Source organism: Rhodovarius crocodyli (genome assembly GCF_004005855.1).
Lineage (GTDB): Bacteria > Pseudomonadota > Alphaproteobacteria > Acetobacterales > Acetobacteraceae > Rhodovarius > Rhodovarius crocodyli.
The window spans coordinates 1-12,992 of the sequence record NZ_SACL01000001.1; the positions used below are offsets into that span (position 1 = coordinate 1).

Genomic DNA, 12,992 nt, shown 5'->3' on the forward strand with positions numbered 1-12,992 from the left:
CATCAGACAAACCAACACCAACAGCCGCAAAGCCGCCAGCGCCAGCCTCTCATCCAGCCCATCCAAGAACATCAGCGCTATCAAAAACGCAGACTTCTCAAAACAGATACAGTTTTAAATCAACAACATCCCAGAAACCTCAGCCAGGGATAAATCCCCAACCCGAGCACCCCTTCCGGAGTTCCAGGATTTTCCGCCCCTCAGGCAGGCCGTGGAAGATACAGAACTCAGCGCCCCGTGTCAACCACCTCAGCTGCCCTCGCTGCGGTGAACGGGCTTTTACGGGGATGGGCCGAACCCCGCAACCCCACCCCGGGAAGAATCTCACCTCCAAACCGAAGTTTTTCTGCAACCTTTCAAAAACTCCCGGTTTTCCGCCGTGGACGCCCCGCCCCGCCCATGCTGCCATGCCGCCCGACACCCAGACAGGATCGGCATCATGCAGCGACGGCAACTTCTCATGGCCTCCGGGGCCGCGTTTTCCGCACCCGGCATCGCCAGCGCCCAGGCCAATCGCACCCTGAAGTTCATCCCCCAGGCCGATCTCTCCACCCTCGATCCGCACTGGAACACCGCCTACGTCACCCGCAACCACGGGTTCATGGTGTTCGACACGCTCTACGGCACCGATGCCGAGTACAACCCGCGCCCCCAGATGGTTGCCGGCCATACGGTCGAGGATGACGGCAAGCGCTGGACCCTGACCCTGCGCGAAGGCCTGCTATGGCATGACGGCGAGAAGGTGCTGGCCAAGGACTGCGTGGCCTCCATCCGCCGCTGGGCCAGCCGCGACGGTTTCGGCGGCACGCTGATGTCCGCGGTGGATGAGCTCTCGGCCGCCGACGACCGCCGCATCGTCTTCCGCCTCAAGCGCCCCTTCCCCATGCTGCCCAACGCGCTGGGCAAGTTCGGCGTCTATATGCCCGCCATGATGCCCGAGCGCCTGGCCATGACCCCCGCCACCACCCAGGTGACGGAGATGGTGGGCTCCGGCCCCTTCCGCTTTGTGGCCAGTGAGCGTGTTTCCGGCGCGCGCGCCATCTATGCCCGCAATGAGCGCTATGTCCCCGCCGAGGGCACGCCCAGCGGCACCGCCGGCGCGAAGGTGGTGCATCTGGACCGCGTTGAGTGGCTGACCACCCCCGATCCCTCCACCGCCGCCAATGCCCTGCAGGCCGGCGAGGTCGATTGGTGGGACTTCGCCACCCCGGATCTGCTGCCCCTGCTGCGCCGGAACCGCAACCTGACCGTGGCCGTGCTGGACCGTGCCGGCTACATGGCCAGCTTCCGCATGAACCACCTGCATGCGCCCTTCGATAAGCCCGCCGTGCGCCGGGCCGTGCTGCGGGCCATCAACCAGCAGGATTCCATGATCGCGGGTGCCGGCAGCGATCCGGCCATGTGGCGCGTCCCCTGCGGCGTCTTCACCCCGGGCAGCCCGCTGGCCAGCGATGCCGGCTTCGACGGCATGACCGCCGACATCGAGGCCGCCAAGCGGGAACTGGCCGCCGCCGGCTACAACAACGAACCGGTGGTGTTCATCGTACCCACCGACCTGCCCCATGTCAGCGCCATGAGCGAGGTCACGGCCGACACGCTGAAGAAGATCGGCCTGAACGTGGACTATCGCGCCATGGACTGGGGCACGGTGCTGAGCCGGCGCGGCAGCAAGGCATCTCCCGCCCAGGGTGGCTGGAGCTGCTTCTGCACCTTCAGCGCCGGCGCCGACAACGCCACCCCCGCGGCCAATACGCTGCTGCGCGCCACCGGCCAGGGCGGCTGGTTCGGCTGGCCGGAGGACACGGTGCTGGAAGGCATGCGGGACCGCTGGTTCGATGCGCCCGACCTGGCCGCCCAGCAGGACATCGCCCGCCAGATGCAGCGCCAGGCCTTCCAGTCGGTGCCGTTCATCCCGCTCGGCCAGTATTTCCAGGCGACCGCCTACCGGAACAGCCTCAGCGGGCTGATCCCGAACTTCGCGACGTTCTGGAACCTCAGGAAGGGGGCGTAAGCCCCCCTTCCCTCACATCCCCCAGCCGAAATCGGTCAAGGCCAGCCCGGCCTTGGCCACCCCGGCGAGCGTCACGTCGCCACCCGCGTAATGCAGGGTGGTGTCGCCCCCGGCCTCGGTGGCGCCCGCCAGCATCGCCTGCACCTCGGCCTCGGTCAGCGACTGGAAGAACAGCCCGTCATTGCCCGAGACCCAGCCCTCGACCCGGTCATGGCCGGTCTGGGCGCCGAAGATGAACAGGTCATGCCCGCCGCCCGACACGAACAGGTCGTTCTGCGCGGAGGCGGTGAACACGTCGTTCCCCACCCCGCCGACCGCGACCAGCCCCTTGCCCGCCAGCGCCGAGCCATCCAGCGTCAGGCTGGTGCCGCCTGCGGCCGAAAGGGTCACATCACCCTTGAAGGCCGCCGCCGCGTTGCCGCCCAGCGCCAGCGTGACGCGCCCGCTGGTCGCGGCATCTGCCCCGCCCACGAACACCACCTGGTCCATGTTGGCGATATGGGCGAAGCCGCTGTCGGCCAGGCTGCCGAAGCCGCCCACCGCCGCCAGGTCATAGCCGGTGCCGCCATCCACCAGCGCGGCACCCGTGAAATCGGACAGCCCCGCGAACTGGAAGCCGTCATTGCCCGCGCCGCCGCGCACCGTGTCGCCCGCGCCGACGCCCCGGAACAGGTCCGCGCCGGTGCTGCCCGTGATCGTGTCGGCACCCGTGGTCATGTACACGTCCAGCACGCCCGTGGTCATGGCATGGGCATCGATCGACAGGGCGGTCGCACCGGGGCCGGTCACGGTCACCCGCCCGCCGAAGCCCGTGCCCGCCAGGTCACCCAGGGTCGCGGACTGCACGCCGCCGCCGGCCAGCTGCAGGTGCTCCATGTTCGTCACATGGGCGAAGGCGCTGTCGGTGACGGCGTTGCCGCCCTCGATCTTCAGCGTGTCGAAGCCGGTGCCGCCATCGACCAGCGCGGCCTCGGCCAGCCTGGCGGCGGTCGCGAAGACGATGCTGTCCTGGCCCGCGCCGCCCTTCAGCGTATCGGCGCCGCCCTGGCCGATCAGCCAGTCGTCGCCCTGACCGCCGATCAGCGTGTCGGCCCCCGCCGTGCCATAGAGAACCACCGCGCCATAAGGCACCGCCGAGGCATCGAAATGCACGCTGGCCGCATTGGGGGCCACGACGATCAGCTGACCGTTGGAAGCACCCACCGCCTGCAGGCCGAAGCTGGCCGTCACGCTGCCCGTGGTGTCGAACTGCAGGTATTCGATGTTGGACTTGCCGGCGAAGGCATTGGCCGAGAGCGTCGTCACATCGGCGCCCAGCTCGATCACATCCGTGCCCGCGCCGCCGTCCACCTGGGCGGCGGCCATGCCGGCCGCGGTGCCGAAGATGATGCGGTCACTGCCCGCGCCGCCCTGGAACAGGGTGCTGCCGTCGCCAGCCACCACGATGTCGTCGCCCGCCCCGCCGAACACCACCAGGTCATGCGTGCCCGTCACCCGCAGGGAGGCATCGCTGCCCAGCGCCGTGCCGTCCACGCCCAGCAGCTGCGCATTCGGGGCCGAGACATGGATGGCCTTGCCGGTGAAGGCCGAGGCATCGGCCGCGCTGAAGCTGGCCGAGAGCTGCGGCGCGGTGGCCGTGAGCGTCACCGTGGTCAGATGCGCGAGGTGATCCAGGGAGCCCGCCCCCAGATTGTCGCCCGTCAGCTCGATATGCGTCACGGATGACGCGATGCTGCCCAGCGCCAGCTCCGCGCTGGTCGCGAAGCTCGCGGTGTCCCCGCCCGTGGGGGGCGTCACGCTGCCGCCGCCCGTGATCAGGCCGAACATGATCGGCTTCACCGCATTCACCTTGTTCAGGTTGGGCGTCAGCCAGTCATCCTGCAGCACGCCGCCGGTGTCGCCGCTGTTGGGGTTCCAGGCCCACCAGGCCCAGGACATGGGCAGCTTGCCGGCGGAGATGTCCTTCACCCCGTCCAGGTTGAAGTCGCCGCCCAGATACTTGGTGATGGCCGAAAGCCAGCCGGCATCCAGGGGGTCCACCAGCTTGGTGCCCCATTCGCCCAGCAGGATGGGGGCGATGTTCTGCTCGTAGATGTAGCCCCAATTGGCGCGGAAGATGTCGTCCAGGTTGTTGGGGTAGTTCGGGTCCTGGAACCACGTCTGGGGAAAGACGCTGTTCGGATAGTCATGCGGCGAATAGACGAGCTGGTTGGCCACGTTCAGCACCACCGGGTGCTGCGCCACGCCCTGCAGGTTGCCGCCCCACCAGTAGTTGTTGCCCTGGTAGCTCTCCACGCCCTCGACGATGATCAGCCAGTTGGGGTTCGCGGCCAGCACGGCATTGCCGATGCGCTGCGCCGCCAGCTGCCAGTCGGTCGCGGCATCGCCCGTGCCCCAGCTGGCGTTGTGCGGCTCATTGTGCAGATCGGCGCCGATGACGGTGGTGTTGCCGGCATAGCGGTTGGCCAGCATCACCCAGTTCTCGATCATCTTCGATTCCGGATAGGTGCCGGTATACCACAGCCCGTTGCCGTTCGGCCCGGCGCCCGCGTCGCTGCGGTGGTGATCGAAGAAGATCTTGAGCCCGACCTGGCCCGCATATTCCACGATCTTGTCGTAGACCTGCAGCACCGTCAGGCCCTGGAGGTCCGGGTTCAGGCTGAAGTCGATGCCGTTCGGCACCTTGCCGGGCTCCAGCGCCTCGTCGCTGTAAGGCAGGCGGATGGTGTTGAAGCCGAGCTCCACCATCTGGTCCAGCATGTCCTTGTAGCCGCGCGACCAGAGACCGTGCGGGACATAGGTGGTGCTCTCGCCCCCGAACCAGCTGGTGGCGTTGATCTGCACGGGCGTGCCGTCCGCGGTGACGATCTGGTTGCCGTCCGTGTGCAGATAGCCGCTGCTGGAGACCGGGTCGCTGATGGTCGCCGTGGCCGAGAGGCTGGGCGGCGTGGCGCCGGCCGCATGGGTCAGGTTCAGCGCGAAGGTCTCGCTGCCCTCGGCGATGCCGTCGCCCGCGACCTGAACGGTCACGGTCTTGCTCGTCTCACCCGGGTTGAACACCAGCGTGCCGGAGACGGCGGTGTAGTCGCTGCCGGCATGGGCGGTGCCGTCGGCGGTGGCATAGGCGACCTGCACCACCTCGGTGGAGGCATGGGAGAGGGTGATGGTGAAGGTGGCGCCCTTGGTGCCGCTCGCGGGCTCCGTCACCGCGATGTCGGAGATGCCGAGTTCCGGCGCGCCCACGGGCACCACCGTATCGGTGATGGTCACCACCCCGGTGCCGTCCGTGATGGTGGCGCCGCTGGGGCTGGAGAGGGTGACGTTCAGCGTCTCCGTCCCCTCGGCCAGCGTGTCGGCCTTCACGGGGATGGTGATGGTCTTGCTGGTCTCGCCGGCGGCGAAGGTCAACGTGCCGGAGGTCGCGGTGTAGTCGGAACCCGCCGTGGCGGTGCCGCCGCCGGTCGCATAGTTCACGGAGACGGTGCCGGTGGCAGCGGCGCTGAGGGTGACGGTCAGGGTGGCGTTGGCGGTGCCCGAGACGGGCTCCGCGATCGTCATGTCGGAAATGGTGAGGCCGGGGATGATGCCACCACCGGTCGAGCCGCTGCCCGTGCCGGTGTGCAGGCCGGTCAGCTGGCTGAAGCTGCCGCCCGCCTGGAAGCCGAAGCCCGTGGAACTGCCCGCCGCGATGGTGCCGTTATAGTCGAGGTTGCCCAGCACATAGTGGGTGCCGACGCGGCTGATGATGCGGGCGTTCCACACATTGGTCAGCTCGAAGGGCGCGTCGAACTCGACCGTCCAGCCGTTGCTGGCGCTTCCGGTTGCAGTGACGGTGAGATCCGCCACGAAACCACCATCCCAGTTGCTACGCAGCGTTGCATTGACAGTTTCGACCATGACCCGATCCCCCAGCGGAACAACCGCTCTCCGGGGGGAAACATATGCGAGGGATGGCCATTAGATAGTTGATATTCAGCCACTTAGCCAAATCTTTACCTTGGTCTGATCCCGACACAAACAACGACACAAGGCGACGCCACTCAACCCATGGGTGTATTCCTGAGACGCTTGCAGGCGTCAGGATTCGTCGGTCTGTCGCGCGGCCGTGACGAATTCGCGAATTCGCGAGAGAGACTTCACGCCACGCGACTCCTCGACGCCCGACGAGACATCGACACCCGGCGCGCCGCTGACCTGTATCGCCTTCGATACGTTCGCGGGCGTCAGCCCCCCGGCCAGCAGCCAGGGGCGCGGGATGGCGCGCCCCGCCAGCAGCGCCCATTCGAAGGGATGCGCATTGCCGCCCGGCAGCGCCGCGCCCGGCGCGGGTTTCGCATCCAGCAGGAAGCGGTCCACCACCGGGGCATAGGCATCCAGCTGGGCGAAATCCTCGGCGGTGCCGATGCCGATCGCCTTCATCACCGGCAGGCCGAAGCGGGCCCGGATGGCGGCGCAGCGTTCGGGTGATTCGGTGCCGTGCAGCTGCAGCATGTCCAGCGGCGCGGCGGCCAGCGTGGCGTCCAGCAGCGCGTCATCCGCATCGACGAACAGGCCCACGCGGCGCGGCCCCGCCGGGGCGGCGGCGCACAGGGCACCGGCCTGTTCGGGCGTGACCGCGCGCGGCGAGGGCGGGAAGAACACGAAGCCCACATGATCCACGGCCAGCTCGGCGCAGAGCGCCAGGCTCTCAACCGTGCTCAGGCCGCAGATCTTGATCTCCATCAGCCGATGCCGGCGGCAATGGACGCTGCGATTCCTTGGGCGGCGGCGACCATGTCGGGCGCGCGGGTGATGGGGCGGCCCACCACGATCCAGTCGGCGCCGGCCGCGATGGCCTCGGCCGGGGTGGCGGTGCGGGCCTGATCGCCGGCCTCGCTGCCCGGCGGGCGGACGCCGGGCACCACCAGGGCGGGGGCGGCGCCGAAGGCATCGCGGATGCGCGAGACTTCCTGCGGGGAACACACCAGCCCGTCGGCACCGGCATCCAGTGCCAGCCGTGCCAGCCGCAGCACCTGCTGCACCGGCCCGCCGGACACGCCGGTGGAGGCCAGGGTCTCGGTATCGATGCTGGTCAGCACCGTGACGGCCAGGATGATGGGACGGTCCTCGCCGGCTTCCTCGGCCGCGCGGCGGGCGGCGGCGACCATGGCGGCGCCCCCGGCGGCGTGGATGGTCAGCATGGCCGGGCGGATCGGCAGCAGGGCACGCACGGCGGAGCCCACCGTGTTCGGGATGTCGTGCAGCTTCAGGTCCAGAAAGACCGGGGCATGGGCCGCCACCTGCCGCATCGCGGCCGGCCCGCCGGCGCCGAACAGCTCGAGGCCCACCTTCACCGGGCCGGTATGCGGGGCCAGGGCGGCGGCGATCTCGGCGGCGCGCGCCGGGTCAGGCACGTCGATGGCCGGGATGATGCGGGCGGCGGCGGAGTTCGGGCGGGCGAGCATGAGGGCTGTCTACAATAAAGCCGCGCCCGATCCGAGGGGGTCAGTCGCCTTCCGGCACGCGGGCGGGCAGGTTGCGCCGCCGCCCCAGCAGCGCCAGCACCACCTGCCGCACCCCTTCCCACTGCTGCCGCAGCCAGCCGCCGGTCACATAGGCCTGCGGCGCCTCGGGATCACCGGTGGCGGGAAAGCGCTCGCGGTCGAAATTGGCGGTGCCGAACACCCAGTCCCACACCGGGAACAGCACGGCATAGTTCCGCCCCGTGGCCCCTGCCCCCAGCACCCCATGATGCAGCCGGTGGAAACGCGGGGAGACGAACAGCCTCTCGCCCAGCCGGCCGAAATGGATGCGGGTGTTGGCGTGGGACAGGCTCTCGGCCACGCGCAGCACCGTCAGGATCACCGGGAACTGGCCGGGCGGCACGCCGATCAGCACCGCCAGCGCCCCCAGCCAGGCCGCCTGCAGCACATCGTCCAGGATGTGGTTGCGGTCGTCGGTCCAGAAGGACATGTGCTGCTGGGCATGGTGGATGGAATGCAGCGCCCACCACCAGCCGAAAGTGTGCTGGAAGCGGTGGCGCCAATACTCGAAGAAGTCGATCACCACGATGTAGACCAGCATCGCCAGCCACGGGACATCGCGCAGGACGGGGAAGAACTCCTCCAGATTCGGCGGAATCCAGCCGCTGTCGGCCATGGCGCCCGCCAGCCAGGCATCGGCCGAGAAGAAGATGACGAAGCCGATCAGCGGCAGCACGCCCAGGCGCGTCAGCAGCGTGTAGAGGATGTCGGTGCGGATGAAGCGGCGGTCCTGGTGCGGCTCCACCGGGCGCCAGGCCTCCAGCGGGCGGCAGATGGCATAGACCACGGCCACCTGCACCAGCCCGAACAGGAAGAAGCCGACCCAGGTGAAGGCGTCCTCCGCCCAGTCCATCAGGCCGAGCGAATAGAGCGCGGGCTGGATCGCCGTCTCGAAGATCCAGGTGGCCAGCAGATCGTATTTATCCGAGAGCCATTCCCACATCAGGCGCCGCCCTCCGGCAGCAGGGCGAAGCGGTGGCCGCGCGCCAGAAGCCCGGCCATCAGCTCATCGAAGATACCCGCGAAGGGCTCGCGCCGGCTGCGCACGCCCCAATGCATGACCAGCACCTCACCAGGGCGGATATTGGCCAGGTTCCGCCGCAGCAGGGCGGCGTTGGGGTGGGCGGCGCTGTCCAGCTCGTCGCCCAGGAAGCCGTGGGCGGTCCAGCCTTGGTGGCGCAGCCCGCAGGAAGCGGCCATCTGCCGGGCCTGGGCGGTCTGGATGCCGCCCGGCGCGCGCCACAGCGGCAGCACCCGGGCATTGGGAACCAGGGTGCGCAGGGCTTCGATGGGCCGTGCCAGCTCGGCGCAGAGGCCGGCGGCATCCAGCACCTCCGCGCCCTCCCCGCCCCGGCGGGAGGCATAGCGAATGCGGCCGGGCCCGGCGTCGCTGATGTACCAGTGGCGCCAGGTGTGGCTGGCGAAGGCGTGGCCCTCGGCCGCACGGGCCCGCCAGAACGGCCCCCAGGAGGCATCGAGCGTGCGGTCGCCGCGAAAGGTGGGCTCCTGCGCCACGAACAGGGTGGCCGGGATGGCGCGGCAGCGCAGCACCTCGGCGATCTGCTCGGCCTCTCGCGACCAGCCGGTGTCGATGGTCAGGAACACCGGGGCCTGGGCGCGGGCGATGCGGGGCAGCGCCAGCCCCGCAGCCGCCAGCGGCAGGGCCCGGCGGGGGATCAATTCGCGTCCTCGACGCGCCAGGGGCCACGGCGGAAGAAACGGGCGGGCGTGACCACGGGCCCAGGCGCCAGCACCGGGGCGCCGGCGATGATCGGCGGCGGGTGGCCGGCGGCGGGCTCTCCGCTGCGGGCGGCCAGCGGGCTCGGCAGCGGGCGATAGCCCGAGACCGCGCCCGGCATGATGGAGGCGAAATCGGCGCGCATTCCCTCCCGGCGCGGCATCACGAAGATGCCGTGCGGGGAACGGCCCACGCGCACATGGTCCATGGTGCCGTCGCGCGGGTCCAGGATGGCGACGCGGCCGAGCCAGCGCAGCGTCATCCAGAGCCGCCCGTCGGGGTCGAAGGCGATGCAGTCCGGCCCGCCCGCGACATCGAAGCGGCGCACCACCTCCAGCGTGTTGGCGTCGATCTGCCACACGCCCGATTCGACCCGCGCGGTGGCATAGAGGTAGCGGCCGTCAGGTGCCGGGAACACAGTGTGCGCGCCGCGCGCGGTGCGGAAGGCGGTGGTCACCTCCCGCGTCTCGGGGTTCAGGCTGACGAATTCGTCGCTGCCCATCAGCCCGATCAGCAGGCGGCCGCGGTGCCAGATGATGCCCGCGGGCTCGGGCCCCACCGGCACGGTCCAGACGGTTTCCTTGCGCGTCAGGTCCACCGCCGCGACCTCACCCGTGCCCTGCAGCGTGACATAGACCATGCGGCTGTCGGGGCTGAAGGCGACGTGGCTGGGCTTGTCCGGCTGGCGGAAGCGCGCGGTCAGCTGCAGGGTGCCGGCATCATAGATGTCGATCTGGTCCCGCCGCAGCGAGGCCACGACCAGGAAGCGCCCGTCGGGGCTGTATTCCAGGTGATAGGGGTTGGAGATGCGTTCCCGCCGGCGGATCTCACCGGTGGCGGGGTCCATGAAGATCAGCTCATTGCCGCCGGAATCGCCGATGACGAGCGTGCTGCCGTCGGGCGTCAGCACGGCGTGGTGCACCTCGCGCAGCACCGGCATGCGGCGCAGCTCCGTGCGCTCCCGCGCGTCGATGACGGAGATCGAGGCCTCGCCCGAATTCAGCACATAGACGATATCCGCCCGGGCGGGGGCCGCCAGCAGCGAGGCGGCACATGACAGAACGGCAATGGGGCGCGCGAAGCGGCGCATGGGCGGCACCTGAAACAGCGAGGAGTACAGGCGCCACTTAGGACACCACCAACGCGGCTTTTACAAGGCGCTGGAGGCGTCTGCGTTGATGCGGATCACTTTTCGGCGGGCTGAAACGTCAAAGCCACACCGTTCATGCAGAAGCGCAGGCCGGTGGGCTGCGGCCCGTCCGGGAAGACATGGCCCAGATGCCCGCCGCATTTGGCGCAATGCACCTCCATGCGGGTCATGCCGTGGCTGCGGTCCATCCGGGTGGCGACCCCGCCTTCGAGCGGCGCCCAGAAGCTGGGCCAGCCGGAGCAGCTCTCGTATTTCGTCTCCGACTCGAACAGCTGGGCGCCGCAGCCGGCGCAAGCGAAGCGCCCGTCCCGGTGCTCCTCGCTGAGGGGGGAGCTGCCGGGGCGTTCCGTGCCGTGCTGGCGCAGCACCCGATAGGCATCGGGCGACAGGCGCTGGCGCCATTCCTCATCCGTGAAGGCGACGGGGTATTCGGTGGTGTCAGCCATTCATCCGGCCTCCTGCAGGCGCCCAGAGAACATCTTGCGGAACTTCGCGAGCTTGGGCGCGATGACCACCTGGCAATAGCCCGCCCAGGGGTTGTGGTTGAAATAGTTCTGATGGACCGGCTCCGCGATCCAGAAGGTCGTGAGGCCGGTCAGCTCCGTCACCACCGGCGCGGGATAGAGCTTCGCTTCCTCGACCTCGGCCATCACGGCGCGGGCGGTCTCGGCCTGGGCGTCGTCGGCCGCGATGATGATGGAGCGGTACTGCGGCCCGACATCGGCGCCCTGGCGGTTGGGCGTCGTGGGGTCATGGATGGTGAAGAACACCCGCAGGATGTCGGCAAAGGCGATTCGGCTGGGGTCGAAGGTCAGTCGCACGACCTCGGCATGGCCGGTCTTCTTGCCGCAGACTTCCTCATAGGACGGGTTGTCGACATGGCCGGCGGCATAGCCGCATTCGCTGGACAGGATGCCGGGCAATTCGCGGTAGACGGCATCGAGGCACCAGAAGCAGCCGCCGCCCAGGATGGCGGTCTCGGTGGTGTTGGTCATTCCAGGCCCTCCGTTTCGGGGTGAAACATGGGGCGCCGCCCCGGCGCTAGCAACAGCGGCGGGAAATCCAGGCGCGGAGCGCCATCGGGGATTTTCCCCGGCGCGGGGCGCCGGGCGGCGCCCATAAGGCAGATGTCGAAGGAGATGCCCGTGGCGCGCCGTAAGCCAAGCCGCCGGAGGCGGCGCCCGGCGCCTGAGGGCATAAACCTGAGGGCATAAAAAAGATGGGGCGATCGACGGGGCTCGAACCCGCGACATCCAAGACCACAACCTGGCGCTCTACCAGCTGAGCTACGACCGCCGCACGGGGGAGCCCTTTAGAGGCGGGTGGCGCTTCGGTCAACCGGCACACCGGCACGAAGTCCCACCAGGGCGAAGCTTTGTGCACCGAAGCGCTTTCCGAACCATGCCACCAGCACCACCGAGGTCCCGTGCCACAGCAGCAGCAGGCCCGATGCCTCCACCCCATGCAGCAGCGACAACACGGCCGAGGAGAAGGAGGCGGCGGCCAGCCCGGCCAGGGCCGAGACCTCCACCGGGCGGGTCAATGCCGCGTGGCGCATCATCAGCATATGCGCGAGGGTGAGCGGCAGGCCGACCGCCGCGATGATGCCCAGGCACAGCATGCTTTCCTCGCCGTGCAGCCCCTCGGAGCCGCCGGGGAACAGCTCCGCGATGCAGCCGATGCCCAGGCCCGCGAACCAGGCCAGCGCAGGGGCCACCGGCAGCCACAGCCAGCGGCGGCTGGTATCCGGCCGTGCCAGCTCGAAGGCGGAGTAGGCGGCGGTCAGCGCGGTCAGCAGGGACAGCACGATGTTGGCTTGTTCCTGCCAATCGTCCATCGCCTCGTGCAGGGTCTGGTTCATGCCGTGCATCCAGGCGACGACGCCGGCGGCCATGGCGGCGCAGGCCAGCCAGGCCAGCATGCCCATCCAGCATGGCATCACGCGGCGGACGGGGCGCAGGTCGGTGGAAAGCCGGGCGATCAGGGTTTCGCTGTCCATCAGCGGTCTCCATCGAAACGGGCGCGCAGCGCGGCAATGGCACGGTGCGTCGCTACCTTCAATGCGCCCACGGACAGGCCGCTGAGTTCCGCGGCCTCCTTCAGCGGGCGCTGTTCCAGCTTGGCCAGCAGCAGGGCCTGGCGCTGGCTGGGGGGCAGATCGGCCACCGCGCGGCGCAGTTCCTCGGCCTCCAGCCGGGTGGTGCCGGTGGCCTCGGTGGCGAAGGCGGTCTCGGGCTGGTCGTCCAGCACTTCCTCGCGGCCCTGGCGGCGGCCGCGGCGGCGCAGCTGGTCGATCGCCCGGCGTTCCGCCACGGCATTCAGCCAGGGGCGGAAGGGGCGAGCCGGGTCATAGGTGTGCCGCAGCGCATGCAGCGACAGCAGCGTCTCCTGCACCGCGTCCTCCACCTCGGCCGAGCCGCGCAGGCGGGCCCGGGCGATGGAGCGGATATGCGGCAGGATCTCATGCAGAAGGCGGTCGTAGGAGCGCGAGTCGCCCTGCTGGGCGGCGGCCATCAGGGCCGACCAGCGCAGATCCCGCGCATCGGGCGTGACGCTGTCGCCCGTCATCGC

General features: G+C 69.4%; 11 protein-coding genes and 1 tRNA gene. 1 reads left to right on the top strand and 11 read right to left on the bottom strand.

Features of this window, described 5'->3' with window-relative positions:
- Window positions 1-439 precede the first annotated feature (439 nt).
- Window positions 440-2,011 carry an ABC transporter substrate-binding protein gene (locus EOD42_RS00005; protein ID WP_127785016.1) on the top strand — a complete coding sequence of 524 codons (1,572 nt, stop codon included), beginning with the start codon at window positions 440-442 and terminating at the stop codon, window positions 2,009-2,011.
- A gap of 12 nt (window positions 2,012-2,023) precedes the next feature.
- Here the strand turns inward: EOD42_RS00005 and EOD42_RS00010 are convergent, their stop codons facing one another.
- The 11 genes from EOD42_RS00010 to EOD42_RS00060 form a co-directional block, all read right to left on the bottom strand.
- Complete coding sequence (locus EOD42_RS00010) at window positions 2,024-5,908, bottom strand: cellulase family glycosylhydrolase (protein WP_127785017.1); 3,885 nt, start codon at window positions 5,906-5,908, stop codon at window positions 2,024-2,026.
- Between the two features lie 180 nt (window positions 5,909-6,088).
- Window positions 6,089-6,736 (bottom strand): phosphoribosylanthranilate isomerase, encoded by a 648-nt coding sequence (locus tag EOD42_RS00015; protein ID WP_456307989.1) that lies wholly within the window; start codon window positions 6,734-6,736, stop codon window positions 6,089-6,091.
- Window positions 6,733-7,455, bottom strand: a complete 723-nt coding sequence (pyrF, locus tag EOD42_RS00020; protein WP_127785019.1) for an orotidine-5'-phosphate decarboxylase — start codon at window positions 7,453-7,455, stop codon at window positions 6,733-6,735. The genes EOD42_RS00015 and pyrF overlap by 4 nt, the downstream gene beginning before the upstream one ends.
- Before the next feature lie 40 nt (window positions 7,456-7,495).
- Window positions 7,496-8,476 (bottom strand): sterol desaturase family protein, encoded by a 981-nt coding sequence (locus EOD42_RS00025; RefSeq protein WP_127785020.1) that lies wholly within the window; start codon window positions 8,474-8,476, stop codon window positions 7,496-7,498.
- Window positions 8,476-9,213 carry a polysaccharide deacetylase family protein gene (locus EOD42_RS00030; protein WP_240654715.1) on the bottom strand — a complete coding sequence of 246 codons (738 nt, stop codon included), beginning with the start codon at window positions 9,211-9,213 and terminating at the stop codon, window positions 8,476-8,478. The genes EOD42_RS00025 and EOD42_RS00030 overlap by 1 nt, the downstream gene beginning before the upstream one ends.
- Entirely contained in the window at window positions 9,210-10,361 is a 1,152-nt protein-coding gene (locus EOD42_RS00035) for a YncE family protein (RefSeq protein ID WP_206020201.1), read from the bottom strand. Before EOD42_RS00035 ends, EOD42_RS00030 begins: the two co-directional genes overlap by 4 nt.
- A gap of 95 nt (window positions 10,362-10,456) precedes the next feature.
- The gene (gene msrB / locus EOD42_RS00040; RefSeq protein ID WP_127785021.1) at window positions 10,457-10,867 is read right to left on the bottom strand and encodes a peptide-methionine (R)-S-oxide reductase MsrB; all 411 of its coding nucleotides are present in this window, start codon (window positions 10,865-10,867) and stop codon (window positions 10,457-10,459) included.
- Window positions 10,868-11,416, bottom strand: a complete 549-nt coding sequence (gene msrA, locus EOD42_RS00045; protein ID WP_127785022.1) for a peptide-methionine (S)-S-oxide reductase MsrA — start codon at window positions 11,414-11,416, stop codon at window positions 10,868-10,870.
- A gap of 225 nt (window positions 11,417-11,641) precedes the next feature.
- A tRNA-His gene (locus tag EOD42_RS00050) sits at window positions 11,642-11,717 on the bottom strand.
- A gap of 16 nt (window positions 11,718-11,733) precedes the next feature.
- Window positions 11,734-12,420, bottom strand: coding sequence for an NrsF family protein (locus tag EOD42_RS00055; RefSeq protein ID WP_127785023.1), 687 nt, complete (start codon window positions 12,418-12,420; stop codon window positions 11,734-11,736).
- Complete coding sequence (locus tag EOD42_RS00060) at window positions 12,420-12,989, bottom strand: sigma-70 family RNA polymerase sigma factor (RefSeq protein WP_127785024.1); 570 nt, start codon at window positions 12,987-12,989, stop codon at window positions 12,420-12,422. Before EOD42_RS00060 ends, EOD42_RS00055 begins: the two co-directional genes overlap by 1 nt.
- Between the last annotated feature and the right edge of the window lie 3 nt (window positions 12,990-12,992).